The sequence below is a fragment of the Bacteroides cellulolyticus genome, from assembly GCF_025567135.1.
Lineage (GTDB): Bacteria > Bacteroidota > Bacteroidia > Bacteroidales > Bacteroidaceae > Phocaeicola > Phocaeicola cellulolyticus.
This window is the reverse complement of record NZ_JAOQJJ010000002.1, coordinates 120,756-147,303: the sequence shown is the minus strand read 5'-3', so window position 1 is coordinate 147,303 and position 26,548 is coordinate 120,756. Positions and strand designations below refer to the sequence as shown.

Here is a 26,548-nt window from a genome sequence, read left to right as displayed (position 1 = left end):
TATGATAATTTTAAAACCAATTGTTATGAAGCAAATAAAGTTTATTACAACCGCCCTGATATGTGGAACTATCGCTCTTTCATCGTGTGACAAGCAAAACGGCGACGGCTATATAGACAATGCTGTTTACGAAGCATTCGACCGTGAATTCCCCGGAGCAAAAGATGTATCCTGGAGAACAAACGGAAATTACGCAATTGCTTCTTTCGAGTGGAATGGCAGCCGTGCAGGAAACGACACGGACTTCACAGCGTGGTTCGAAAAATCAACTGCTGCATTCAAGATGCATGAATATGATATTCCTTTCTCTTCGCTTCCACAAGCTGTAACGACAGCTTTCAATGAAAGTGACTATTCAAAACTTCCTTGGAGGCATGATGATGAAGTGGATGTAATAAAGAAAAACGGTGAAAATCTGGTGCTGTATGTAATTGAAGTTGAAAAGGAAGAAAATAACAAGGAAACTGAAGCTGACTTATATTACTCGGAAGACGGTGTTCTGGTGAAAGAAGTTCTTGACGCTAACCAGAATCCGGACTATACGGATCTGTTGCCTACACAACCTGCCAACGATGCATATTCTTGGATTGAAAGTAAATATCCTGGTGCAAGAATCGTTGACGTGGAATTTGAGGACGGCGGCGTTGAAGTGGAATTCATATTCCAAAACATCAAGCATGACGCTTTGCTGACTGCCGGATATGAGTGGATTTACACAAAGAAGGACTACAACAGAAATTCGTCTGTTTTGCCTGAAGCAGCCATAAGTCATATCACGACAACATATCCTAATTACTACATTGATGACATAGAGTACTACGAAACGAATTCGAAAGGTAATTTCTACAGTGTTGAAATAGAAGGCAGAAATGACAATGACATTAAACTATATTTTGACGAGAACGGAAATGTGATGAATTCGAAACCTAACTTCGGAGATGATATCAACGGAGGTATATCGGCAGGAACTGCAATTCAGGCTGTTCTTAACGAGAGATATCCGGGAGCCGTTATCAAAGATAAAGGTCATGACGACGGACTGACAGAAATAGAGATTATACATGACGGCATAGAAAAGGATGTGTATTTCAACGGTAAAGACGAATGGGTAAGGACAGAATATGAAACTACATACAACAATCTGCCTGAAGCCGTGAAAAACTATATATCGGCCAACTACACTAGCCATGAAAATGAAGCAGACGCCGTAGAAACTCCGGCTGGAGACTGGTTTGAAATAGAGGCACGCAAAGGCGGTGCTGAATATGATGTTCTGATAAATAAAGACGGAACACTGAAGGCTGAATATAAAGACTAAAAGGCTTACATATATTGAACTATCCTGTTTCGCACAGCATAATAACCGTGGCGAAGCAGGATAGTTTCATTTTAGAATATCAATTTATACATCAACTATTGCAAAAGAGCAAAAAAACACATACTTTTGTTCACTTAAAATATTATCACATAACAGCATAACCTAAAAATTAAAAAATAATGGCAGATTCAAAAACTATAATCAGCGAAGCTGAAGAGAAAATGGACATGGCAATCATGTACCTTGACGAAGCATTGGCACATATCCGCGCAGGAAAAGCAGATGTACGTTTGTTGGACGGCATCAAAGTTGACTCATACGGAAGCATGGTTCCAATCAACAATGTGGCAGCAGTAACTACTCCTGATGCCAGAAGCATAGCTATCAAGCCTTGGGACAAGAGCATGTTCCGCGTGATTGAGAAAGCCATCATCGACTCAGAACTTGGAATTATGCCTGAAAACAATGGCGAAATCATACGTATCGGTATCCCTCCATTGACAGAGGAACGCCGTAAACAATTGTCAAAACAGTGTAAAGGCGAAGTTGAAACTGCAAAAGTAAGTATCCGTAACGCTCGCCGCGATGCAATCGACGCATTAAAGAAAGCTGTAAAAGACGGTATGCCTGAAGACGAGCAGAAAAACAGCGAAGCAAAACTGCAGAAGATACACGACAAGTTTATCAAGCAGATTGACGACATGTTTGCTGCCAAGGATAAGGAAATCATGACAGTATAATGTTTTTTTATTGGTGCATACACCAATACATTTATACACTATAAAAGAAAGAAGAATCTGCACTACCATTTTTTCCCAAAAACACAGTAATGCAGTTTCTTCTTTTCTTTATTAAATAATATCACTAATTCACAATTACAAAAAATCAACTCTTTTGGATAAAGGTTTAGTAATTAAAAATACAGGTAGCTGGTATCTCGTTAAAACAGACGAAGGTAGCACGGTGGAATGCAAGATTAAAGGGAATTTCCGACTGAAAGGTATCAGAAGTACAAACCCGGTAGCTGTTGGCGACCGTGTGAAAATCATACGCAATCAGGAAGGCACTGCATTCATAACAGAAATTGAAGACCGAAAGAACTATATAATACGACGTTCATCCAACCTTTCAAAGCAATCGCACATCATAGCATCAAACCTTGACCAGTGCATGCTTATCGTAACAGTAAACTATCCTGAAACATCAACTACATTCATCGACCGCTTTCTGGCATCGGCCGAAGCATATCGTGTACCGGTATGTCTGGTTTTCAACAAGACAGACCGATATTCGGAAGATGAGAACAGATATCTGGACGGACTTATAAATCTATACACCACTATCGGGTATCAGTGTTATAAGGTCTCGGCTCTGAACAACATAGGAATTGAAGAAATCAAAAAGGCTCTTGAAGGTAAGATAACACTTTTCTCCGGAAACTCCGGAGTAGGAAAATCCACACTTATCAATGCCATTCTGCCGGAACAAAATCTGAAAACAGGTGATATTTCGAATGTTCACAACAAAGGTATGCACACCACGACATTCTCCGAAATGTTCCCCGTAAACGGAGGAGGATACATAATCGACACTCCGGGAATAAAAGGTTTCGGTACATTCGACATGGAAGATGAAGAGGTGGGACATTATTTCAAGGAAATATTCAAATTCTCGGCCGATTGCAAATATGGCAACTGTACGCACCGTCATGAACCGGGATGTGCAGTGAGGGAAGCCGTAGAAAAACATTACATAAGCGAATCAAGATATACTTCTTATCTGAGCATACTTGACGATAAAGAGGACGGCAAATACCGTTCGGCATATTAAAGACATAAATACATCTACAACTAAAAACAGAATGGGACTATTTATAAGAAAAAGCATTGAAACTCTGCAGGCGGAAGCGCAGGCTTCCGGCAGTAAGACTCTGAAAAGAGTGCTTGGTCCTATAAGCCTTGTAGCTCTTGGAGTTGGAGTAATAATAGGTGCAGGACTTTTCTCCATTACAGGAACTGTAGCATCCGAATTTACAGGACCGGCCATAACTCTGTCGTTCATAATTGCAGCCATAGGATGCTGCTTTGCAGGTCTGTGCTACGCTGAATTTGCTTCTATGATTCCTGTCTCGGGCAGTGCTTATACATACTCGTATGCCACTATGGGTGAACTCATAGCATGGATTATAGGCTGGGATCTTGTTTTGGAATACACCGTTGCCGCAACTACCGTAAGCATAAGCTGGAGCAGATACATGGTGGTCTTTCTGGAAAGTATAGGTATATCCCTACCCCATCATCTTACGGCCTGCCCATGGGACGGGGGTATAATAAACATACCTGCAATACTCATTGTAATAATGATGAGCATCATACTGATGCGAGGTACGGCAGGAAGTTCCATATTCAACGGTTTTATAGTATTTCTGAAGATAGCCGTAATACTGGTTTTCGTAGTACTGGGGTGGAAATTCATTCAGGCAGACAATTATACTCCATACATTCCTGAAAATACCGGAAAGCTGGGTGAGTTCGGTATATCCGGAATATTCCGCGGTGCGGCAATAGTATTCTTTGCCTTTCTCGGTTTCGATGCTGTAAGTACAGCAGCACAGGAGACAAAGAATCCTAAACGCGACATGCCTATAGGAATTCTGGTTTCACTTCTGGTTTGTACTGTTTTATACATTCTGTTTGCACACGTGATGACAGGTGTGGCGAACTATACCGAGTTCAAAGGCCATGTGGGAATAGCACCTGTAGCCGTTGCCATAGAAAATATGGGAACTGCTGATGCTTCAGGAACAATCATTCCTGCATATCCTTGGCTCAACAAAGCTATTATTCTAGCGATACTGTTCGGTTACTGTTCTGTCATAATGGTAACTCTTATGGGACAGAGCCGTGTATTCCTGAGTATGAGCCACGACGGCCTGCTACCGAAGTTTTTTTCAAAAATAAATGAAAAGACAAGAACACCAGTACACAGTAATTTGTTATTCATGGTGGTTGTAAGTCTGCTGGCAGGATTTGTCCCGGCACAGGTGGCAGGCGAGATGACAAGCATAGGAACACTTCTTGCATTTACACTGGTATGCGCCGGAATTCTTGTCGTGAGAAAGACCATGCCAGATGCACCAAGGGCATTCAAGACTCCGTTTGTACCGGCAGTACCAATACTGGGAATACTGACATGCCTGTGTATGATGTGCTTCCTGCCTGCCGATACATGGATAAGACTCGTACTCTGGATGCTGATAGGACTAGACGTATATGCATCGTACGGTATCAGACACAGTAAATTGGAAAAAGGAATGAAAATAAGAAAAGGAGATATGGTACTGAATATCATGGGGATATCATTGTCCGTACTGAGCATAATAACAGGACTATGGCATCAACAGACAGTAGGCTGGGAAGCCGATAAGACATTGCTGACCATATCATTTGTTTTTGCAGTGACACATTGTGCATACTACATGTACAGAATGTGGAAACACTCCAAACCTGCGCAATCGTAATGTCTTATATCTTAAAATAAGTTATAAAACGTAACTTTGTCCAAGAATTCAGAGTTTTCAACTACAGGCTTTTAGAAAAAAAGTACTTATTTTACAGCGATTTATAGATTATGGATAAAAATATATTGATGGTCGCAGTCCGTGCTGCAATAGAAGCAGGTGCGAAAATAATGAGCGTCTATACTGATCCGAATGCGGATTTTGAAATAGAAAAGAAAGCTGACAATTCACCTCTGACAATAGCCGACAGGAAAGCGCATGAAGTTATCAGCGGAATACTTTCATCGACAAATATTCCTGTACTGAGTGAGGAAGGCAAGAAGCTTCCATTCGAAAACAGAAAGGAATGGAACGAGTTGTGGATAGTCGATCCGCTGGACGGAACAAAGGAATTCATAAAGAAGAATGGCGAATTCACCGTTAATATAGCATACGTAAAAAACGGTACGCCTCAAGCCGGAGTAATATATATTCCGGTAAAGGAAGAATTATATCTTGGCGACTGTGAACATGGTGCATTCAAAGTGGAAAATATAAATTCAGTTTCTGAAGAAGAAACATTCTCTTCGCTGACATCAAGAGCCATACATCTTCCTATAAGAGAAGAAAGGAATAAATTCATCGTAGTGGCTTCTCGTTCGCATCTTTCTCCTGAGACAGAAGAATTTATCGAAAAAGTTAAAGAATTACACCCTGATGTAGAAACTGTATCAAAAGGCAGTTCTCTAAAACTATGCCTCATAGCTGAAGGCAAGGCAGATATTTATCCGCGTTTCGCTCCGACAATGGAATGGGATACAGCTGCCGGACACGCCATTATCCGTGCTGCCGGAAGAGAGGTATATCACACAGACGAGAAAACGCCACTCTCATATAATAAAGAAGATTTATTGAACCCGTGGTTCATCGCCAAGTAAGATAAGAATAAAAAAAGATGTCACACGAAATAATCATAGTACTTGTCTCACTTGTAGGGATGCTTGCAGCACTAATTGCTGATAAGATGAGACCGGGAATGATTTTGTTCTCCGTTCTCGTGGTTTTCCTATGCACCGGAATATTGACTCCGAAAGAAATACTTGAGGGGTTCAGCAACAAAGGTATGATAACTGTGGCTATGCTGTTCCTGGTAAGTGAAGGAATACGCCAAAGCGATGCTCTGACAAAACTTATAAAGAATCTGCTTCCAGTAGAAAATATAAATGTTTTCAAGGCTCAACTAAGGATGTTGCCAAGTATTGCCTTCATATCGGCATTCCTCAACAACACTCCGGTTGTGGTAATTTTTGCGCCAATAATAAAGAGGTGGGCAAACTACGTAAAGCTTCCTGCCACTTATTTCCTCATTCCACTGTCGTATGTAACGATTTTGGGAGGTATGTGTACACTTATAGGAACTTCAACAAACCTAGTGGTACACAGCATGATACAGGATGCAGGAATGAAAGGATTCAGTATGTTTGAGCTTGGCAAGGTGGGTATCTTCATAGCACTTGCCGGTATCATATATCTGTTCATTTTTTCAAAGAAACTGCTCCCTGCGCAACGTCCGGATCAGGTTATTTCAGGCGAAGATGATCCGTCGCTACATCCTATAGAGGCTGTAATAGGAGCACGTTTTCCTGGTATCAATCGCCGCATTTCCGATTTCGACTTCAAACGCCACTATGGTGCAGAGATAAAGGAATTGAGAAGAAACGGTAACACATATACCAATCTTTCGAAGATGCACTTCCGCGAGAACGATACTCTGGTAATAATGGCAGACGACAGTTTCATCAAGACATGGGGTGAATCGTCTGTCTTCATCATGCTGGCAAACGGAAAGGATGTAGAACCTGTAGGAAAGAAAAAGCGCTGGCTTGCCCTTACATTATTATTGATTATGATTATAGGTGCTACAGTAGGCGAACTTCCTGCCGTACAGAAGATGTTGCCCGAAGGAATCAAGCTGGATATGTTCTTCTTCGTGTCGGTAACTACAGTTATTATGGCATGGACAAAGATATTTCCTCCACGCAAATACACCAAATACATATCATGGGACGTGCTGATAACCATTGCATGTGCATTCGGTATCAGCAAGGCTATGGTGAATTCGGGGGTTTCCGACCTGATAGCGAGCCAGATTATAGGACTTAGCCATAGTTATGGTCCGTATGTATTGCTGGCGGCAATATTTATAATAACGAACATCTTTACCGAACTGATAACAAATAATGCGGCTGCAGCGTTGTCGTTTCCGCTTGCCTTGTCGCTATCGCAACAGCTTGGAGTAAGCCCTATGCCGTTCTTTGTCATCGTATGTGTGGCAGCCTCAGCCAGTTTCTCCACTCCTATCGGTTATCAGACAAACCTTATAGTACAGGGTATCGGTAATTATAAGTTTACAGACTTTGTACGCATAGGTCTGCCGCTTAATATCATTACTTTCATAATTTCGGTACTGCTTATACCGCAAATTTGGCCATTTTAAGAAATAAATAAAAACTAGACATATATGGAAAATAAAAACAACATTTATCCTATATTCGACAAGATGCTCACCAGAGCCGACAAGGAAGAACTGCTTCATCAGCATAGCGTGATGATATGGTTCACCGGACTGAGCGGCTCAGGTAAAAGCACGATTGCAATAGCTCTTGAAAGGGAATTGCAAAAGCGTGGTCTGCTATGCAGAATTCTTGACGGAGACAATATCCGCAGCGGAATAAACAACAACTTGGGATTCTCTGAAGAAGACAGAGTAGAAAATATCCGACGCATAGCCGAAATAGGAAAACTGTTTGTAGATACCGGTATAATCACTATTGCAGCCTTTATAAGTCCTAACAATGACATTCGTGAAATGGCTGCCAATATTATAGGAAAAGAAAATTTCCTTGAAATATTTGTAAGTACACCTATAGAGGAATGCGAGAGAAGAGATGTGAAAGGCCTTTATGCAAAAGCCAGACGTGGAGAAATAAAGAACTTCACAGGTATATCAGCACCTTTCGAAGCTCCGGCTAACCCGGCTTTGTCTATAGATACGTCAAAACTGAGTGTTGAGGAGTCTGTAAACAAACTTCTGGAACTTATACTTCCTAAAATATCATTCAAAAAAGACTAAAAACAAAATAAAAATATGATCGAAGAATATAAACTTAGCCACTTGAAGGAACTGGAAGCTGAGTCTATCCACATTATACGTGAAGTGGCTGCCGAATTCGAAAATCCTGTCATGCTTTACAGTATAGGCAAGGATTCATCTGTAATGGTACGTCTGGCAGAAAAAGCTTTTGCACCGGGCAAGGTACCATTCCCTCTTATGCATATCGACTCAAAATGGAAATTCAAGGAAATGATTCAGTTCCGCGATGAATATGCAAAGAAATATGGCTGGAATCTCATTGTAGAAAGCAATATGGAAGCATTCAAAGCTGGTGTAGGTCCTTTCACTCACGGTAGTAAAGTCCATACAGACCTAATGAAGACACAGGCTTTGCTTAATGCACTCGACAAATATAAGTTCGATGCAGCATTCGGTGGTGCACGCCGCGACGAGGAAAAGTCACGTGCAAAAGAACGTATATTCTCTTTCAGAAATGAATTCCACCAGTGGGACCCTAAAAACCAGCGTCCTGAGCTTTGGGACATTTATAATGCCCGCATCAGAAAAGGAGAAAGCATCCGTGTGTTCCCTCTGAGCAACTGGACCGAACTTGATATATGGCAGTACATACGTCTTGAGAATATTCCTATTGTTCCACTGTACTTTGCAAAGGAAAGACCTGTCATCAACCTCGACGGACAGCTCATTATGCCTGACGACGACCGTCTGCCTGAACAATACAAGGACAAAATAGAGATGAAAAAAATACGTTTCCGTACTCTTGGATGCTGGCCGCTCACAGGAGCGATAGAAAGTGAAGCTGACACAATAGAAAAGATTGTGGAGGAAATGATGACTACCACTAAGAGCGAACGTACTACACGTGTCATCGACTTCGACCAGGAGGCCAGCATGGAGCAGAAAAAACGCGAAGGATATTTTTAGATAATTAAAAATTAAAGAATTAATAATTAAAAACGCCTCTGTTATAATTATTAATTGTTCATTATTCACTTTTAATTATTAATTATTAATCGAGTAAAATGGAAACTTTAGATAAAAACAAATCAGGAAACCCTATGGAAGGCGAAGCACGCGGAAATATGTCCATAGAGGAATTCCTAAAGAAAGACGAACAGAAGGACTTGCTCCGTTTCCTTACAGCAGGTTCTGTTGACGACGGTAAATCAACTCTTATAGGCCGTCTGCTGTTCGACAGCAAGAAACTTTACGAAGACCAGCTTGACGCGCTAGAACGCGACAGCAAGCGTGTAGGTAACGCAGGCGAACACATCGACTATGCTCTGTTGCTCGACGGTCTGAAAGCTGAACGTGAACAGGGTATCACAATCGACGTGGCATACAGATATTTCTCTACAAACAACCGTAAGTTCATCATTGCCGACACTCCGGGACACGAACAATATACCCGCAACATGATTACAGGTGGTTCTACAGCCAATCTTGCAATCATCCTTGTTGATGCCCGTACAGGAGTTATCACCCAGACAAAACGCCATTCATATCTGGTTTCGCTGCTTGGTATCAAGCACGTGGTTCTGGCTGTAAACAAGATGGACCTTGTAGATTTCTCAAAGGAAGTGTTCGACAAGATTGTCAACGACTATAAGTCTTTCGTTGAGCCTCTGAATATTCCGGACATTCAGTGCATACCGCTTTCGGCTCTTGAAGGTGACAACGTGGTAGAAAAATCAGACCGCACACCATGGTACGAAGGTACATCGTTGCTTGAATATCTTGAAACAGTACATATAGGAAATGACCACAATCTGAAAGATTTCCGTTATCCGGTTCAGTACGTTTTGCGTCCTAACCTTGATTTCCGCGGATTCTGTGGAAAAGTATCTTCAGGTGTTATACACAAAGGCGACGAAGTGATGGCTCTCCCGTCAGGAAAGAAATCACACGTAAAGAGTATCGTTACATACGAAGGTGAGATAGACTATGCTTTCCCTCCTATGTCTGTAACCATAACACTAGAAGATGAAATAGACGTGTCAAGAGGTGAAATGCTTGTACATCCGGACAATGTTCCTATGATAGGACGTAACTTCGAAGCCATGCTGGTATGGATGGACGAAGAGAAGATGGATATGGAGAAATCATTCTTCCTGAAACATACCACTAATACAAGCCGTACACGCATCGACAGCATAGAATATAAGGTAGATATCAACACAATGGAACACCTGAGTGTTGAAAACGGACGCCTTGCAAAGGAAGATGTTCCAATGCAGTTGAACCAGATAGCAAAGGTTGTCCTTACTTCGTCAAAGGAACTGTTCTTCGACTCATATTCTGACAACAAGGCTACAGGTGCATTCATACTTATAGACCCTATAACAAACAATACAAGTGCCGTAGGTATGATCATCAATAAGGTGGCAGACAAGGATATGCACAATCAGATGGAATTGCCTGTTCTGGATTTGCCTAAACTCGGTATTGCTCCTGAACACTATGAAGCTATAGAAAAAGCTGTGAAAGAGCTGTCACGTCAAGGAATAGATATTGAAATAAGAAAATAAATACGAATAATGGGATTACTAGAATTCAGCAAGTTGCCTGTAAACCCGATGGTTGGGGCTGACTGGAAAACTTTCAATCAAATAACAGAAGGAAGAGTCATAGACGACAAATTCAAGAACAAATACAGACTTACAAAATCTGTATGCCGCTTATTGTCTTCACTCAAGCCATTACAGGACAAAAGATATGAAAAACTGCTTGCCGACAAGCCTCTTGAACACGACCCGGTATTCATATTAGGACACTGGCGCAGCGGAACAACATTCATGCATAATGTGTTCTCATGCGACAAGCATTTCGGATATAATACTACCTACCAGACAGTATTCCCTCACCTGATGATGTGGGGACAGCCTTTCTTCAAGAAGAACATGAGCTGGCTTATGCCTGACAAGCGTCCGACAGACAATATGGAGCTGGCTGTTGACCTGCCACAGGAAGAAGAATTCGCTTTGGCAAATATGATGCCTTGCACATATTATAATTTCTGGTTCCTTCCTAAGCATATGATGGAATATGCAGACAAATATCTGCTTTTCAATGATATTACTGATGATGAACTGAAGACATTTGAAGAAGTTTTCACAAAACTAATCAAGATATCATTATGGAACACTAAAGGCACACAGTTCCTGAGCAAGAACCCTCCTCACACAGGGCGCGTAAAAGAACTTGTAAAGATGTTCCCTAATGCCAAGTTCATTTATCTGATGCGTAATCCATACACTGTGTTTGAGTCAACAAGAAGTTTCTTCACCAATACAATACAACCTCTGATGCTACAGAATATCAGCAATGAGGAGCTTCAGGCAAATATACTGGAGGTATATTCAAAACTATACCACAAGTATGAAGAAGACAAGAAATTCATACCTGAAGGCAATCTAGTGGAAGTAAAATTTGAGGACTATGAGCTGAATGCTTTCGATATGGCCGAAGACATTTACAAAAAACTCTCATTGCCGGGATTCGATGAAGCACGTTCTGCAATTGAAGCATATGTAAATAAGAAAAAGGGTTACAAGAAGAATAAATATCAATACAAACCGGAAACAATAGAGCTGGTTGAGAAGCATTGGTCATTTGCCCTTGAACAATGGGACTATAAACTTTAACACATATAAAGACAATAAGTCCATATAACAGAAATATCGTTTGTAAAGACTTTTCTATACAAACGATATTTTTTTATTTATATTCCATTATAGATACATTATCCGTGTGCGATAACGAAAAATATGTTATTTATTTGAGTAATAGTCCAAAATAGTCGAAAATAGATTGGAAATTACAATAAAAGACATTATTTTTGGCAAATAAAATAAATAACTAAATCTTAATTAGAGTAAAATCTGTAGAAAAACAAAGCATGGAACAAGTTTTCAGTTACATCATCGGGCTAGGTGCAGCGGTGATGATGCCTATCATTTTTACAATCTTAGGCTTGTGTATCGGTATCAAATTTGGTAAAGCTCTCAAGAGCGGTTTGTTAGTAGGTGTCGGATTCGTTGGTTTGTCTGTAGTCACTGCATTGTTGACAAGCAGCCTTGGTGATCCTTTGAAAAAGGTGACCGAAATTTATGGTTTAAGTCTTGGTATTTTTGATATGGGTTGGCCTGCTGCAGCTTCTGTAGCATACAACACTTCTGTAGGAGCATTTATCATTCCTGTATGTTTGGCTGTAAACATTGTAATGCTTCTCACTAAAACAACAAAAACTGTAAATATCGACCTTTGGAACTACTGGCATTTTGCTTTCATCGGAGCCGTAGTATATTTCGCAACTGAAAACATCTGGTGGGGATTCTTTGCTGCTATCATCTGCTACATCATAACACTCGTTATGGCAGACCTTACTTGCAAACAGTTCCAGGGATACTATGACAAGATGGACGGTATTTCTATCCCACAGCCATTCTGTCAGGGATTCGTACCTTTCGCACTTGTTATAAACAAAGCATTGGATATGATTCCTGGATTTGACAAGCTTTATATCGACGCTGAAGGTATGAAGAAAAAATTCGGTATCATGGGTGAACCGCTTTTCCTTGGTATCGTTGTAGGTTGCGGTATCGGTATGCTTGCATGCAAAAACGGTCAGGAAATGGTTGACAATATACCTGCTATCCTAGGATTAGGTATCAAGATGGGTGCCGTAATGGAACTTATCCCACGTATCACTTCTTTGTTTATCGAAGGTCTTCGCCCTATTTCAGACGCTACACGCGAACTTATCGCACGCAAATTCAAGAACAGTGCAAACCTAAACATCGGTATGAGCCCTGCATTGGTTATCGGTCATCCAACAACTTTGGTTGTATCTCTTCTTCTTATTCCTGTAGCATTGTTCCTTTCAGTAATACTTCCGGGTAACCAGTTCCTTCCATTGGCATCACTTGCCGGAATGTTCTACCTCTTCCCTGCAGTACTTCCTATAACTAAGGGTAACGTATTGAAGACATTCCTCATCGGATTGGTCGGACTCATCGTTGGTTTGTACTTCGTAACAGACTTGGCTCCATTCTTTACTCAGGCTGCCCACGACGTATTTGTAAAGACAGGTGATGCTGCCGTTAAGATTCCTGAAGGATTCCAGGGAGGTGCACTTGACTTTGCTTCAAGTATTTTCTCATGGTGTATTTTCCATTTGATATATAACTTCAAATATGTAGGTTCTGCCGCATTGGTAGCTATAGCTCTTATCATGGCCATCTATAACAGAACACGCATCATAAAAGAAGCAAAAGCTCACAGCAACAATTAATTAAGAAAACCTAAACTCAATAAAACAATAAGAACATGAAAAAATTAGCATTAGCAATGATGATGGGCTTAGCAGCCATCTCAGCAAACGCACAGATGAACTACTCAGTGCAAACAGCTTGCCACCCACAGGATGTTAAGCATTATGACACAGAACGTCTCCGTAACGCTTTCGTTATGGAAAAAGTAATGGCTGCCGACGAAATCAATTTAACTTATACTCTTTATGACCGTCTGATTTACGGTGGTGTAATGCCTGTAAACAAGGTGTTGAAACTTGAAACTTTCCGCGAACTTGGTCCTGAAATCACTTATTTCCTAGAACGTCGCGAACTTGGCGTTATCAATATCGGTGGTGACGGTGTAGTAACTGTTGACGGTAAAGAATACCCAATGAAATACAAAGAAGCTTTGTACGTAGGTTGCGGTAACAAAGAAGTTACTTTCAAGAGTAACGACGCAAGCAAACCTGCTAAATTCTATATCAACTCTGCTCCTGCTTACAAGCAGTACGTTACACAGTTGATTACAACTGACGTTAAGGCACAGAAAGCTGAACCTAAGAAATATGCTTTGGCTATTTCTGACCACTATGGTAAGATGGAAGACAGCAACGACCGTGTTGTAAACCAGCTCATCGTAAAAGACGTTCTTGAAAGAGTAAAGAACGGTGGTACTAACCAGTTGCAGATGGGTCTTACTGAATTGGCTCCGGGTTCTGTATGGAACACAATGCCTGCTCACACTCACACTCGCCGTATGGAAGCATACTTCTACTTCAATGTTGAAGAAGGTAACGCAATCTGCCACCTTATGGGTGAACCTAAAGAAGAACGCCTTGTATGGCTTCACAACGAACAGGCTATCACTTCTCCAGAATGGAGCATCCATGCTGCAGCAGGTACTCGCAACTATACTTTCATCTGGGGTATGGCTGGTGAAAACTTGAAATATAGCGATAAAGACGAAATCAAATATACTGAAATGAGATAATAAAAGTATATAAGTCATATTTAGAGTCTGTCTATTCCGGTTTCAGGATAGGCAGACTTTTTTTTGTGCATAAAAAATATGCCTGTTCTTTTGCTTTTATATAAATAATCCATACATTTGTACTGTACTACTTTTATGGTACAGTATAACAATATTAAAATATCTAGAGTTATGGTAGAACTAAAGAATGTATCATTCGGCTATAATCCGAATAAAAACGTAATCGAAGATCTGAGCCTCAATCTTGAAGAAGGCAGATTTTACGGACTTTTAGGGAAGAACGGAACAGGAAAAACCACTCTGATGAAAATAATATCCGGCATTCTTTTTTCAAAAGAAGGATATGTAAATATAGAGAGCAATAATCCTAGAGACAGAAAACTTGAAACATTACAGGAAATATTCATGATGCCTGCAGATTTTACCTTTCCAAAAATGAGTCTTGAAAAGTATGCTCTCTCTATTCATCATTTTATTCTAAATTCAATAAAGACATCCTTGATGACTGTCTCGATAACTTTGAAATAAACAAAAACATAAAAAGTATCGACAAACTTTCTTTAGGAGAGAAACACAAGATAGCGGTAAGCCTGGCTATTTCATTCGGTACAAAACTAATACTATTCGACGAAGCAGCCAACGGGATGGATATACCTACCAGAAAAATGTTCCGCAAAATGCTTATGAAGCAGATTAGAGAAGACCAGACTGTAGTTCTATCAACCCATGTGGTCCAAGATATAGAAAACCTGTTGACAGACATAATAGTCTTAAGAAAAGGCCAAAAGACATTTATATCATCACTTGACGACATACGCAGTAAGTACTCTTTCGGAATACAGAGCAATGAAGAAGGCGCGATATATTCCGAACCTTGCGCCGAAGGTTATCGGGTGATATGCAACAACACCAACAATGATGATACAGAGGTTTCCCTGGAGCTATTATTTAACGCATTGACAAAAGAAGGAGGTATATTATGAAAAGTTTCAGTTTGAAAAGAATGATGCAGTTCAGCAAACTGCAACTAAATGAATTGTTTTTAAACAAGACTGCAGCTGAAGCAATAAAACTTCTATTACTGCATTCGTTCTCAATAACATTTATCAGCCTTGCAATGAAAAGGAATGGTGGTATAAAGGAGTGTATATCATTGATTGAGTTATTATTACTTCTTTACTCATATTATTTTTCATTCTTGAATCTGTTTGGTGATTTAGTGGCTAAAAAAGGACTTGTAAACAAGATATCCGTTCCGGCTGCTCTTTCCGAAAAGCAAGCCAGCCTGTATTACAGTACTTTACTAATGGGAACTATGATATTAATACCAAGTATTATAATATCAAACATAATACTGCAAGCTGCCATACCTTTTGTATTTGGAGATGAAATAAACGGTTTACATCTCATATTCGGCGGTGGTGGAAAGGGTATAAAGATGAATCTGATTGCTGCGATATTAATACTTTATTTTATAATCCTCACTCCTCTTGCATTACTATACCGTAAATACAAAAAAGTATATTTCTGGAGTATGTTCATAGCCTTTATCCTGTCGTATATGTTACCGATAATATTTATGTACGGAGTAATAACTAAAATTACTCTAGTGCTGGTAACTGTATTTTGGAGTATTTTTGCTATAATTACAGCAAACAAAGGATTAAGAAAAGTAGAACTGGAATAAGCCTATGACAGACTTCAAACAAGACAGAGCCATTTATATGCAGATGGCAGAAAGGATATGCGACGAAATACTTGCTGGCAAGTATAATGCCGACGACCGCATTCCAAGTGTTCGCGAACTGGCCGTATTGCTCGAAGTAAATACAAATACCGTTGTAAAGACTTACGACCTTCTGCTACAATGGGGAATAATATATACCAGACGCGGACTGGGATATTTCGTTACGGAAAATGCTCTTCAGAAAATAAGACAGACTAAGGGAGAAAAATTCATGAATGAGAACTTGCCGGAACTGTTCCGTCAGATGGAATTGCTTGAAATACCTATAGAAACTATAGTCAGAAAATGGAAGGAATTTAAAGAGAAATAATAGCCGGGAGACATTATAAAAAAATGAACTGTCGTTTCACTTAAAACGCCTTGTCGTTTTAGGTAAAATGACAGTTCATTTTTTTCATATTATTATCAGTCCTGATAATACACTCTTTTCACACGCATGGAAACGCTGGTCAATATCTCATAAGGTATAGTATCAAGCCACTCTGCCAAGGTTGTGACGGGCAGGTTTTCGCCAAACACTTCCACCTTATCACCTTCCTTACAGTCTATATCAGTGACATCTATCATACAAACATCCATACAAATATTTCCAACGTACGGAGCTTTCTTTCCATTTACAAGGCAATAACCTTTTCCGTTTCCCAGCTTACGGTTCAATCCGTCGGCATAGCCAATAGGTATCGCTGCGATACGTGAATCTCTTTCCAGTATTCCCTTTCGGCTATAGCCTACAGTATCCTCTGCTTTCACATCATGTATCTGCAATATAGTAGTCTTAAGCGTGCTTACGTTGTTTATCATTTTTCCGGTATAAGGATCTATTCCATATAATCCTATACCAAGCCTTACCATATCGAACTGTGCTCCCGGATATCTTTCTATACCGGCTGTGTTACAGATATGACGCAATATCTTATATGAAAATCCTTCCTGAAGTTTTGCTGCCGCCGCTTCAAATGTTTCAATCTGTCTGCGGGTAAATGCATCGAAACGATTAGAATCACTTCCTACCAGATGAGAGAACACCGAACGTGGTATTACCGCCGACTGACGTTTCAACCGTTCAACCAACTGTGGCAACTGTTCAGGCTCAAAACCTAAACGGTTCATTCCGGTATTGATTTTCACATGAATAGGGAAATTGCTGACACCTTCCCTCTCGGCTGCCTTAATAAGTTCTTCCAATATATTGAAACTATACACCTCCGGTTCAAGGTGATAGTCGAACATTGTCTTGAACGCCGTAAGTTCAGGATTCATTATTATAATAGGACAGTTAATTCCTGCCTTGCGCAAATCCGCACCTTCATCGGCCACTGCAACAGCCAGATAATCCACTCTATGCTCTTCCAGTGTTTTCGCAATCTCAAAAGGTCCAGCCCCATAGGCCGAAGCCTTAACCATGCAGACCATCTTGGTTTCAGGTTTAAGTTTATTGCGGAAATGGTTAAGATTGTCTGTCAAAGCCCTAAGGTTGATTTCAAGTATCGTTTCGTGCACCTTTAGCTCCATGTAATCAGTAATATCGTCAAAATGGAACGCGCGTGCTCCCTTAATCAATACCACTTCATTTCTCAGCGAATCCAGTATTCCGGACTCCATGAGCTCAGAAGTCTTGTTGAAGAAATATTTTTCAATCTGGAAACGTGATGCCGATGCCGATATTTCAGGTCCTACACCAATAATCTTATCTACCCCACGGCTATGTACAAGCTCTGCCACCTGTCTGTACAAGAGTTTGCTGGTCTGTCCACTCTCAAGAATATCCGACAAAATCAATGTACGTTTCTTGCCTTTATCTTCTGTTCTGCGTGACATGAAGTCGAGAGCAATATCCAATGATGCGAAATCAGAGTTATAACTGTCGTTTATCAGGATACAGCCATTCTTTCCTTCTTTTACCTCCATTCGCATTGCCACAGGTTCCAGTGTAAGCATTCTTTCGGCTATCTCTTCCGGAGAAATCATCAGATACAGAGCTACGGCCAGACAGTTTATGGAATTTTCAATTGAAGCATCGTCAATAAACGGAATACGATATTCCTTCATAAATCCCAAATAGCGGTATTTGATATCAGTATAGCTGCTGCACTTGTCTATACTTTCGATATACAGCGGACGCTCCATGTCTTTTGTGGACCACGCAATTTCCTTTGCTCCGAACAGCGATTTTGTCACACAACTGCTTATCAGTTCATTATCACCGTTATATATTACAACATCACAATCCTTGAACAGCTGAAGTTTCTCCATGCACTTGTCCTGTACGGATGTGAAGTTCTCTTGATGTGCACCGCCGATATTTGTAAGAACACCTATAGTAGGACGGATTATTGGCTTCAGTTCTTCCATCTCCCCCATTTCCGATATACCGGCTTCGAATATACCAATTTCTGTGTTCTCGTTCATCAGCCATACAGACAGAGGTACTCCTATCTGTGAGTTATAGCTTCTTGGGGAACGGGTCACTACCCTGCTTGGACTGATAATATGATAAAGCCACTCCTTGACCACTGTCTTACCGTTACTTCCGGTAATTCCAATCACAGGCACATCGAAGAGTTCTCTGTGACTTGCGGCAAGGCGCTGAAGCGATTTCAAGGTATTTGAAACCTTCAGGAAGTTGCAATTCTGAAATCCTGACATATCTTCAGGCAAATCAGTAACCACAAAGTTTCTCACACCGCGGTTATACAATTCAGCTATATATTTGTGACCATCATTCCTTTTTGTCTTTAAAGCAAAAAAAAGAGTTTCTTCCGGAAAGCACAATGATCTGCTATCGGTAAGTATCCAGTCTATTTTAGCAGAAGCATCGCCTATACGCTCTGCATTCAAAACGGATGTTATTTCTTCAATTGTATGCGACATAATTCTATTTCCTTTTCGACATCTAAGTACGTGAATTTTTCCTTTAGTGCCTCTATTTTTAACAGTATTTGACTTAAAAAGTCACGATAAGCTTCACTTTGTGGATTGAAAGGCTTATGCCCCAAGGCACGCCTGATTTCATTCCATGAGTTTATTATTTTTACAGTTTCTTTCTTGAAATAAGATTCTGAAAACCTTTCCCAGATATAATCAACTGCCATTGATGAAGGATGCAGCATATCATCCGAATAGAAACGGTAATCACGCAATTCATCCATCACTATTTCGTATGAAGGGAAATAGTAACAGTGGTCATTTTCCGAACATATCCTGTCTATTGCAAGCAGCAATACAGACTTGCTTATCTGATTTCCATGCATTCCATCCTTGGCATGCCTTATTGGACTGACGGTAAACATAATTTTTATCTCCGGATTTACGGTTCTAAGGCGTGATATCAATTCTTTATATGAATTTGCTATTTCTTCCACATCAAGCAGACTTCGTGAAAACAGTTTCTCGTTCAATTTATGGCAATTGCCTACTATACAGCCGTTTTCCTTCCATTTATACACTCGTGCCGTACCGAAGGTGAGAAGAAGCCAATCGGATTTCAGAAGAAAATCAGAACTATAATCAATGCGTCTGTTTATCTGCTCCAGGCAGACATCCTTTTCGGACGACGAGAACGAGCTGTGATGCATCAGACTGAACCATACACCGCGCGATTGCATCAAATCGTCGCCGGTATATATTTTTTTATCAAACAATTGATTTAGAGCCGCATATATTGACATCGGATTATACAGGACTCCGAAAGGATTTATATCACATCTGAATTTATTGTCTGAAAGTTTGTTACCTATGTTTTCTGTAAAACATGACCCAATCAGCATCAATCTGTCAGAATGCTTTATTTCACACTGCCCTACAGGCAATTCTGCCTTGGTTATCAGTTCCATATTCTTCTGTTTTTGTTATTTTTTAGTGCAAATGTAACCACATTATGTATATTTATAGTACTTTTGTGGAAGAAATGTTTAATTAATGTATAGATGGAACATAACACATCATATAAATTCCTTAACGAAATTGACAGTCCTGAAGACCTCCGCAAACTTCCGGTTGAAGATTTGCCAGAAGTATGTAGAGAATTGCGTGAGATGATAATTGACGAACTCTCACGAAATCCGGGACATTTTGGTTCCAGTCTGGGAGTAATAGAACTTACAGTTGCATTACATTACACATTTTCCACACCATACGACCGTATAGTATGGGATGTGGGACATCAGGCATACGCCCACAAAATACTGACTGGAAGACGTGACAGATTTAGTACAAACCGAAAGCTAAACGGTCTTGCACCTTTCCCGACACCTTCCGAAAGCGAATACGACACTTTTACATGCGGACACGCATCCAATTCAATATCTGCAGCTTTAGGTATGGCTGTAGCCGCAAAGCTGAAAAACGAGACTAACAGACACATTGTTGCCGTCATAGGAGACGGTTCAATGAGTGGGGGACTTGCTTTCGAGGGATTGAACAATGCTTCGGCCACTCCAAACAATCTGCTCATTATCCTCAACGACAACAATATGGCTATAGACCGTAGCGTTGGCGGAATGAAACAATATCTGCTCAATCTGCACACATCCGAAGGATATAACCGTTTCCGCAACGTGATGTCCAGACAGATGTCGAAATGGGGATTTCTTACAGACGAAAGAAGAAAAGCAATTATACGTTTCAATAATAGCGTGAAGTCGCTACTCATGCAGCAACAGAATATTTTCGAAGGCATGAACATAAGATACTTCGGTCCTATAGACGGACACGATACAGTATCTATGATAAAGGTACTGAACGAAATAAAAGACATGAGCGGACCGAGACTACTGCACATTCATACCGTAAAAGGCAAAGGATATAAGCCTGCAGAAGAGTGTGCTACGGAATGGCATGCACCCGGAAAATTCGACAAAACCACAGGAGAAAGAATAAAGCCTTGTGCCGAAGGAATGCCTCCGCTGTTTCAGGAAGTATTCGGCAACACATTGCTTGAACTTGCACAGTCTAATAAAAAAATAGTAGGTGTAACTCCCGCCATGCCTTCAGGATGTTCCATGAACATAATGATGAAGGAAATGCCTAACAGAGTATTCGACGTAGGAATAGCGGAAGGACATGCGGTGACATTCTCGGCTGGAATGGCGAAAGACGGACTAATACCTTTCTGCAACATATATTCTACATTCATGCAAAGAGCATACGACAATGTGATACATGATGTAGCAATTCAAAAACTCAATGTCGTAATGTGTCTTGACAGAGCCGGACTTGTGGGAGAAGACGGTGCTACGCACCATGGTATATTCGATATAGCATACATGAGGATTATACCTAATCTTACAATTGCCGCCCCTATGGATGAGCACGAACTGAGAAAGCTGATGTACACAGCACAGCAGCCTGACATGGGACCTTTTGTTATAAGATATCCTCGTGGACGTGGAATGCTGACCGACTGGAAATGCGAATTTGAGGCTATACCTGTGGGAAAAGGACGACTACTGAAAGAAGGTAAGGATATGGCTGTCATCACATTGGGCCCTATAGGATACAAGGCACAAAAAGCTATAGAAAGGATGGAAAGCGAAACAAATCTAAGCATAGCACACTATGACCTCAGATTCGTTAAACCGCTTGACAAGGAAATGCTGGACAGCATAGGTAAAAACTTCAGGAAGATTATAACAATAGAAGACGGAGTGCTTTCAGGTGGTGCCGGCAGTGCTGTCATGGAATTTATGTCGGACAACGGATATAATGTTGATATAAAAAGACTTGGTATAAAAAACTGCTTCGTACAACATGGCGCTGTAAACGAACTGTACAAGATATGCGGGCTTGACGAAGAAAGCATATATCAATTTATTAAAGATTTTAGATAACAATAATTTTAATATATAAGTCGTGAAAATAATAATAGCAGGTGCAGGTGCTGTAGGTACACATCTGGCAAAACTTCTTGCCGGAGAAGATCAGGACATTATCCTGATTGATGAAGATCAGGAAAAATTGGGGAAAATGAGCAGTAATCTTGATATGATGACTGTGAACTACTCTCCTACCTCTATTAATGGATTAAAGGAAGCAGGGGTGGCAGGAGCCGACCTGTTTATTGCGGTTACTCCTGACGAAAGCCGCAATATGACCGCATGCATGCTGGCCAATAATCTGGGAGCAAAAAAGACGGTAGCCAGAATAAACAACTACGAATATCTTCTTCCCAAGCATAAAGAATTCTTTAGCGGATTGGGAGTAAATTCACTCATTTACCCGGAAATGTTGGCTGCCAAGGAAATTGTTGACGCCGTAAAGATGAGCTGGATAAAGCAATGGTGGGAATTTGCCGGAGGTTCGCTCATCATGATAGGTGTGAAAATGAGAGAACAGGCAGAAATTCTGAATGTTCCTTTCCACGAATTAGGAGGACAAGGTATTCCGTTCCACATAGTAGCAATAAAAAGGGGAAACGAAACAATTATACCTAGAGGTGACGACTACGTAAAACTAAACGATATTGTTTATTTCACCACTACAAAGAAATATATACCATACATCAGAAAAATATCAGGATGCGAAAATGAAGCGGACGTAAGAAGTGTCATGATCATGGGTGGAGGCAGAATAGCTGTACGTACAGCACAATATCTGCCTGAATACATGAAAATCAAGATCATAGAGATGGACGAAAACAGATGCAACAGGCTTACTGAAATCGTGGATGATGATGTTATGGTTATCAACGGCGACGGACGCGACATGGAACTTCTTATTGAAGAAGGCATCAAAAACACGGAAGCTTTTGTTGCACTGACAGGCAATTCGGAGACAAACATTCTTGCGTGCCTTGCAGCCAAACGTATGGGAGTGAGCAAAACAGTGGCAGAAGTGGAAAACGTTGATTACATAAGTATGGCGGAAAGCCTTGATATTGGAACCGTTATCAATAAAAAATATATTGCGGCAAGCCATATTTATCAGATGATGCTCAAGGCTGATGTGTCAAACGTAAAATGTCTGACTTTCGCCAATGCCGACGTAGCGGAATTCATTGTAAAAGAAGGTTCCAGAATAACAAAAGCTCAGGTAAAGGATATCGGATTGCCTAAAGGAGCTACAATAGGAGGACTCATCAGAAATGGAGAAGGTGTACTCGTAACAGGTAACACTACTATCCAAAAAGATGACCACGTGGTAGTATTCTGCCTTGGGGCAATGATTAAAAAATTAGAGAAATATTTCGGATAACATGTTTTTTAACATAGGAATAATCAATTTTACGCAAAATATATTCTAACTTTGCGCGAAAGATTGAAAAGGTAATAGTTTTTTTATATGATTTATTGGTTAAGGATAATATTTTTGAGCATACTGTCTCTTCTTGTTTTTCAGAGCATGGAAGAAAATGTCATTTCTGCTTACATGACAGATACATGCGCTGAGAACATATTATCTGATACTGATAAAAATATATCATTCGAGGAATCATCCTCAGACGATTACCTGCTACGGACAATAAATCACATTCTTAAATCAAGATATGCCGAACTGTCTGTATCTGCCTGTATATTCACTTCAGGTTGTAAAGATAATAATGACAGTAAATTCACACAGATTCTAAGCGGAAAAGAGACTTGCAATAATACCGTTTATAAACATTATTGCACAGATCGAGAAAAGCATTTCAACAGGCATAATCTGATAAATTCTCCAAAAGAATATTACATCTATACATTGGAAAAAATTATCATTTAGATATTTTTCTGATGTCTTCCTTCATATTTTCATATGGAGAAAAGACTTCGTGTACGAACACAGTCTATATAAAGCATAAAAACAATAATCTAAAATAATAAATCATGTATTTTATTTTTTTAATCGTAGTAATTCTCACAGCAATTGCTTTGGTAGTGGCAGCCATGACCATCTCCAAACTAATTGCCCCCCGCTCATTCAATCCACAGAAAGGAGAGCCTTATGAATGTGGTATCCCCACAAGGGGTGAGTCGTGGGTGAAATTCAAAGCAGGCTACTACCTGTTTGCCATTCTGTTTCTGATGTTCGACATCGAGACAGTGTTCCTCTTTCCATGGGCAGTGGTAGTTGCACAGACAGGGGTCTATGCCTTGGCAGGCGCAGCCTTCTTCCTGGGAATACTCATTTTAGGCCTTGCATACGCATGGCGGAAAGGAGCGCTGGAATGGAAATAAAGAAACGCACGGGCATACGCAGTATGCAGTATGAAGAGTTTACGAACAACGACTATCTGGAGCGCATGGTACGCCGGCTGAATGCCGACGGCGCGGGAGTGATAGTAGGTACGGCGGACGAGCTGATAAACTGGGGACGGAGCAATTCGCTATGGTCGCTCACGTTCGGAACAAGCTGTTGCGCCATAGAGTTCATGGCGCTGGGAGCGGCACGCTATGACATGGCGCGCTTCGGTTTCGAAGTGACCCGCAACTCGCCGCGACAGGCGGACATGATAATGGTGCTGGGAACCATCACTCACAAGATGGCTCCGGTGCTGAAGCGTCTGTACGACCAGATGGCCGAACCGAAATATGTGGTGGCTGTGGGCGGATGCACCATAAGCGGCGGGCCGTTCAGGCGGTCGTATCATGTGGTGAACGGTATAGACCGGATTATACCTGTGGATGTGTTCATCCCGGGATGTCCTCCGCGTCCGGAGGCGTTCTACTACGGCATGATGCAGCTGCAGAGGAAAATAAAGGTGGAACGTTTCCTGGGAGGCGTGAACCGGAAAGCTAATGAATAATTAATAATTAAAAATGAACCAACGGTCAGCGAAGCTGATAATTAAGGTGATGACATCAACCCATTATTAATTCTTAATTTTTAATTATTAATTGAATAACGTTATTAACTGTTAATTGAACAAAATGATTTCTGACAATATAATAACTGTAAGACCTGAAGAGCTGGCGGCCATGGCGGAACGGCTGAGGTACGACGCGGCGGAACCTATGGACTATCTGCGCGACATCGTGGGTATGGACTGGGGCGAAGAGGGTCTGGGCGCGCTGTACTACATGGAATGTACCTCCACGGGCAGCCGCCGTGTGCTGAAAACCGCCACTAAGGACAGGGAGAGGGCTTTTCTGCCGTCGGTCTGCCATCTGTGGAAAACGGCAAAGATCAAGGAACGCGAGGTGTTCGATTTCTTCGGCATCCGCTTCACGGGAAATCCGGACATGCGCCGCATCTTCCTGCGCGAGGACTGGAAGGGATTCCCTCTGCGCAAGGATTACGATATGGATTCCAATCCGCTGAACATGGAGAATGAGGTGAACGCCGACGTGACGGAGGAATACACCCTGCGTCCGGACGGAACGATAGAGGGGCATGAGAATGTGGTGTTCGGCAAGGAGGATTTCGTGGTGAACATCGGTCCGCAGCATCCTTCCACTCATGGTGTGCTGCGTATGCGTACGTCGATAGACGGCGAGAACATACGCCACATCGATCCTGTGCTGGGATATATCCACCGCGGGATAGAGAAGATGAACGAGAGCCTTACTTATCAGCAGACTCTGGCGCTGACGGACAGGCTGGACTATCTGAGCGCGCATCAGAACCGTCATGCGCTGTGCATGTGTATCGAGCAGGCGGCGGGAATAGAGATTTCGGAACGCGCGCAGTATATCCGCACGATAATGGACGAGCTGCAGCGTATCGACTCGCATCTGCTGTTCTACTCGTGTCTGGTGATGGATATGGGCGGACTGACTCCTTTCTTCTACGGATTCAGGGAGAGGGAGATGATTCTGGACATTATGGAGGAGACTACGGGCGGACGCCTGATTCAGAACTATAACGTGATAGGCGGTGTGCAGGCGGATCTGCATCCTGACTTCCGGCGCAAGGTGAAGGAGTTTATCAGGCATCTGCGCAGTGTGATAAAGGATTATCACGACATCTTTACGGACAATGTCATAGCACGACAGCGTCTGATAGGCGTGGGTGTCCTCTCGCGCGAGGATGCCATTTCGCTTGGCACCACAGGCGGCACGGGACGTGCTTCGGGATGGAGCAACGACGTGAGGAAGCATCATCCGTATGCGATGTACGACAAAGTGGATTTCCGCGAGATTACACGTACGGAGGGCGACTCGTTCGCGCGCTACATGGTGCGTATGGACGAGATTATGGAGTCGTGCCACATCATAGAGCAGCTTATCGACAATATTCCTGAAGGGGAATACCGCGTGAAGACGAAACCTGTGATAAAGCTGCCTGAAGGTAACTTCTCGACATCGGTGGAGAGCAGCCGCGGCGAGTTCGGGGTGATGCTGGAGAGTCATGGCGACAAGTATCCGTATCGTCTGCATTACCGCTCTACGGGTCTGCCGCTGGTGGATGCCATGGACACGGTGTGCCGCGGACAGAAAATTGCGGACCTGATTGCGATAGGCGGTACTTTCGATTTCGTGATTCCGGATATAGACCGATGAATAATTAAAAATGAAAAATTAAAAATTAATAATGGGTGGATGACATCAACTCATTTTTAATTATTAATTATTAATTCTTAATTGAACAACGTTCTTAATTATTAATTATTAATTCTTAATTGAACAACGTTCTTAATTCTTAATT

At 41.3% G+C, this 26,548-nt stretch carries 23 protein-coding genes; 21 read left to right on the top strand and 2 right to left on the bottom strand.

Going from position 1 to position 26,548, the window contains the following annotated elements:
• The first annotated feature begins 25 nt into the window (after positions 1 to 25).
• The 16 genes from OCV82_RS03725 to OCV82_RS03650 all read left to right on the top strand — a co-directional run bounded on the left by OCV82_RS03725 (position 26) and on the right by OCV82_RS03650 (position 16,295).
• Entirely contained in the window at positions 26 to 1,318 is a 1,293-nt protein-coding gene (locus tag OCV82_RS03725; protein ID WP_262542896.1) for a PepSY-like domain-containing protein, read from the top strand.
• A 179-nt stretch (positions 1,319 to 1,497) separates the two neighbouring features.
• Positions 1,498 to 2,058, top strand: coding sequence for a ribosome recycling factor (frr, locus tag OCV82_RS03720; RefSeq protein ID WP_154043187.1), 561 nt, complete (start codon positions 1,498 to 1,500; stop codon positions 2,056 to 2,058).
• Positions 2,059 to 2,212: 154 nt separating this feature from the next.
• Entirely contained in the window at positions 2,213 to 3,148 is a 936-nt protein-coding gene (gene rsgA / locus OCV82_RS03715) for a ribosome small subunit-dependent GTPase A (protein ID WP_154043186.1), read from the top strand.
• 31 nt (positions 3,149 to 3,179) lie between these two features.
• Positions 3,180 to 4,838, top strand: a complete 1,659-nt coding sequence (locus tag OCV82_RS03710) for an amino acid permease (RefSeq protein ID WP_154043185.1) — start codon at positions 3,180 to 3,182, stop codon at positions 4,836 to 4,838.
• 110 nt (positions 4,839 to 4,948) lie between these two features.
• Positions 4,949 to 5,755 carry a 3'(2'),5'-bisphosphate nucleotidase CysQ gene (gene cysQ, locus OCV82_RS03705; RefSeq protein ID WP_154043184.1) on the top strand — a complete coding sequence of 269 codons (807 nt, stop codon included), beginning with the start codon at positions 4,949 to 4,951 and terminating at the stop codon, positions 5,753 to 5,755.
• A gap of 17 nt (positions 5,756 to 5,772) precedes the next feature.
• Positions 5,773 to 7,314: an SLC13 family permease gene (locus tag OCV82_RS03700; protein WP_154043183.1), complete on the top strand. Its 1,542-nt coding sequence runs from the start codon at positions 5,773 to 5,775 to the stop codon at positions 7,312 to 7,314.
• A 24-nt stretch (positions 7,315 to 7,338) separates the two neighbouring features.
• Positions 7,339 to 7,950 carry an adenylyl-sulfate kinase gene (gene cysC, locus OCV82_RS03695; RefSeq protein ID WP_154043182.1) on the top strand — a complete coding sequence of 204 codons (612 nt, stop codon included), beginning with the start codon at positions 7,339 to 7,341 and terminating at the stop codon, positions 7,948 to 7,950.
• Between the two features lie 15 nt (positions 7,951 to 7,965).
• Positions 7,966 to 8,877 (top strand): sulfate adenylyltransferase subunit CysD, encoded by a 912-nt coding sequence (gene cysD / locus OCV82_RS03690; RefSeq protein WP_154043181.1) that lies wholly within the window; start codon positions 7,966 to 7,968, stop codon positions 8,875 to 8,877.
• Between the two features lie 98 nt (positions 8,878 to 8,975).
• Positions 8,976 to 10,481, top strand: coding sequence for a sulfate adenylyltransferase subunit CysN (gene cysN / locus OCV82_RS03685; protein ID WP_154043180.1), 1,506 nt, complete (start codon positions 8,976 to 8,978; stop codon positions 10,479 to 10,481).
• A 9-nt stretch (positions 10,482 to 10,490) separates the two neighbouring features.
• A complete protein-coding gene (locus OCV82_RS03680) occupies positions 10,491 to 11,597 on the top strand; it encodes a sulfotransferase family protein (protein ID WP_154043179.1) in 1,107 nt (368 codons plus the stop codon).
• Between the two features lie 254 nt (positions 11,598 to 11,851).
• A complete protein-coding gene (locus OCV82_RS03675; protein WP_154043178.1) occupies positions 11,852 to 13,246 on the top strand; it encodes a PTS galactitol transporter subunit IIC in 1,395 nt (464 codons plus the stop codon).
• Positions 13,247 to 13,281: 35 nt separating this feature from the next.
• The gene (gene kduI, locus OCV82_RS03670) at positions 13,282 to 14,238 is read left to right on the top strand and encodes a 5-dehydro-4-deoxy-D-glucuronate isomerase (RefSeq protein WP_154043177.1); all 957 of its coding nucleotides are present in this window, start codon (positions 13,282 to 13,284) and stop codon (positions 14,236 to 14,238) included.
• A gap of 171 nt (positions 14,239 to 14,409) precedes the next feature.
• The gene (locus OCV82_RS03665) at positions 14,410 to 14,766 is read left to right on the top strand and encodes an ATP-binding cassette domain-containing protein (RefSeq protein WP_262542895.1); all 357 of its coding nucleotides are present in this window, start codon (positions 14,410 to 14,412) and stop codon (positions 14,764 to 14,766) included.
• 155 nt (positions 14,767 to 14,921) lie between these two features.
• Positions 14,922 to 15,221: a hypothetical protein gene (locus OCV82_RS03660; protein ID WP_154043175.1), complete on the top strand. Its 300-nt coding sequence runs from the start codon at positions 14,922 to 14,924 to the stop codon at positions 15,219 to 15,221.
• Positions 15,218 to 15,925, top strand: a complete 708-nt coding sequence (locus tag OCV82_RS03655) for a hypothetical protein (protein WP_154043174.1) — start codon at positions 15,218 to 15,220, stop codon at positions 15,923 to 15,925. Before OCV82_RS03660 ends, OCV82_RS03655 begins: the two co-directional genes overlap by 4 nt.
• A gap of 4 nt (positions 15,926 to 15,929) precedes the next feature.
• Entirely contained in the window at positions 15,930 to 16,295 is a 366-nt protein-coding gene (locus OCV82_RS03650; protein ID WP_154043173.1) for a GntR family transcriptional regulator, read from the top strand.
• Positions 16,296 to 16,390: 95 nt separating this feature from the next.
• On the opposite strand, the gene OCV82_RS03645 is transcribed toward OCV82_RS03650, so the two are convergent.
• A complete protein-coding gene (locus OCV82_RS03645) occupies positions 16,391 to 18,856 on the bottom strand; it encodes a bifunctional UDP-N-acetylmuramoyl-tripeptide:D-alanyl-D-alanine ligase/alanine racemase (RefSeq protein WP_154043172.1) in 2,466 nt (821 codons plus the stop codon).
• Positions 18,832 to 19,818 carry a GSCFA domain-containing protein gene (locus OCV82_RS03640; protein WP_154043171.1) on the bottom strand — a complete coding sequence of 329 codons (987 nt, stop codon included), beginning with the start codon at positions 19,816 to 19,818 and terminating at the stop codon, positions 18,832 to 18,834. The genes OCV82_RS03645 and OCV82_RS03640 overlap by 25 nt, the downstream gene beginning before the upstream one ends.
• Positions 19,819 to 19,911: 93 nt before the next feature.
• Here OCV82_RS03640 and dxs point away from each other — a divergent pair, with 93 nt between their 5' ends.
• The 5 genes from dxs (at position 19,912) to OCV82_RS03615 (ending at position 26,403) form a co-directional block, all read left to right on the top strand.
• Positions 19,912 to 21,813, top strand: a complete 1,902-nt coding sequence (gene dxs, locus OCV82_RS03635) for a 1-deoxy-D-xylulose-5-phosphate synthase (RefSeq protein WP_154043170.1) — start codon at positions 19,912 to 19,914, stop codon at positions 21,811 to 21,813.
• A 22-nt stretch (positions 21,814 to 21,835) separates the two neighbouring features.
• The gene (gene trkA, locus OCV82_RS03630; protein ID WP_154043169.1) at positions 21,836 to 23,176 is read left to right on the top strand and encodes a Trk system potassium transporter TrkA; all 1,341 of its coding nucleotides are present in this window, start codon (positions 21,836 to 21,838) and stop codon (positions 23,174 to 23,176) included.
• Positions 23,177 to 23,787: 611 nt separating this feature from the next.
• Positions 23,788 to 24,138: an NADH-quinone oxidoreductase subunit A gene (locus OCV82_RS03625; protein WP_154043168.1), complete on the top strand. Its 351-nt coding sequence runs from the start codon at positions 23,788 to 23,790 to the stop codon at positions 24,136 to 24,138.
• Positions 24,129 to 24,707 (top strand): NADH-quinone oxidoreductase subunit B, encoded by a 579-nt coding sequence (locus tag OCV82_RS03620; RefSeq protein ID WP_154043167.1) that lies wholly within the window; start codon positions 24,129 to 24,131, stop codon positions 24,705 to 24,707. The genes OCV82_RS03625 and OCV82_RS03620 overlap by 10 nt, the downstream gene beginning before the upstream one ends.
• Positions 24,708 to 24,831: 124 nt before the next feature.
• Positions 24,832 to 26,403: an NADH-quinone oxidoreductase subunit D-related protein gene (locus tag OCV82_RS03615; RefSeq protein WP_154043166.1), complete on the top strand. Its 1,572-nt coding sequence runs from the start codon at positions 24,832 to 24,834 to the stop codon at positions 26,401 to 26,403.
• Positions 26,404 to 26,548 lie beyond the last annotated feature (145 nt).

Coding starts and splice junctions, on each gene's coding strand:
- OCV82_RS03615 (WP_154043166.1), top strand. CDS start 24,832: ATGATTTCTGACAATATAATAACTGTAAGACCTGAAGAGCTGGCGGCC.
- OCV82_RS03710 (WP_154043185.1), top strand. CDS start 3,180: ATGGGACTATTTATAAGAAAAAGCATTGAAACTCTGCAGGCGGAAGCG.
- OCV82_RS03660 (WP_154043175.1), top strand. CDS start 14,922: ATGAAGCAGATTAGAGAAGACCAGACTGTAGTTCTATCAACCCATGTG.
- OCV82_RS03725 (WP_262542896.1), top strand. CDS start 26: ATGAAGCAAATAAAGTTTATTACAACCGCCCTGATATGTGGAACTATC.
- cysQ (WP_154043184.1), top strand. CDS start 4,949: ATGGATAAAAATATATTGATGGTCGCAGTCCGTGCTGCAATAGAAGCA.
- OCV82_RS03645 (WP_154043172.1), bottom strand. CDS start 18,856: ATGTCGCATACAATTGAAGAAATAACATCCGTTTTGAATGCAGAGCGT.
- cysN (WP_154043180.1), top strand. CDS start 8,976: ATGGAAACTTTAGATAAAAACAAATCAGGAAACCCTATGGAAGGCGAA.
- OCV82_RS03650 (WP_154043173.1), top strand. CDS start 15,930: ATGACAGACTTCAAACAAGACAGAGCCATTTATATGCAGATGGCAGAA.
- cysC (WP_154043182.1), top strand. CDS start 7,339: ATGGAAAATAAAAACAACATTTATCCTATATTCGACAAGATGCTCACC.
- OCV82_RS03640 (WP_154043171.1), bottom strand. CDS start 19,818: ATGGAACTGATAACCAAGGCAGAATTGCCTGTAGGGCAGTGTGAAATA.
- OCV82_RS03700 (WP_154043183.1), top strand. CDS start 5,773: ATGTCACACGAAATAATCATAGTACTTGTCTCACTTGTAGGGATGCTT.
- dxs (WP_154043170.1), top strand. CDS start 19,912: ATGGAACATAACACATCATATAAATTCCTTAACGAAATTGACAGTCCT.
- OCV82_RS03620 (WP_154043167.1), top strand. CDS start 24,129: ATGGAAATAAAGAAACGCACGGGCATACGCAGTATGCAGTATGAAGAG.
- OCV82_RS03655 (WP_154043174.1), top strand. CDS start 15,218: ATGAAAAGTTTCAGTTTGAAAAGAATGATGCAGTTCAGCAAACTGCAA.
- OCV82_RS03665 (WP_262542895.1), top strand. CDS start 14,410: ATGGTAGAACTAAAGAATGTATCATTCGGCTATAATCCGAATAAAAAC.
- OCV82_RS03675 (WP_154043178.1), top strand. CDS start 11,852: ATGGAACAAGTTTTCAGTTACATCATCGGGCTAGGTGCAGCGGTGATG.
- cysD (WP_154043181.1), top strand. CDS start 7,966: ATGATCGAAGAATATAAACTTAGCCACTTGAAGGAACTGGAAGCTGAG.
- OCV82_RS03625 (WP_154043168.1), top strand. CDS start 23,788: ATGTATTTTATTTTTTTAATCGTAGTAATTCTCACAGCAATTGCTTTG.
- frr (WP_154043187.1), top strand. CDS start 1,498: ATGGCAGATTCAAAAACTATAATCAGCGAAGCTGAAGAGAAAATGGAC.
- OCV82_RS03680 (WP_154043179.1), top strand. CDS start 10,491: ATGGGATTACTAGAATTCAGCAAGTTGCCTGTAAACCCGATGGTTGGG.
- kduI (WP_154043177.1), top strand. CDS start 13,282: ATGAAAAAATTAGCATTAGCAATGATGATGGGCTTAGCAGCCATCTCA.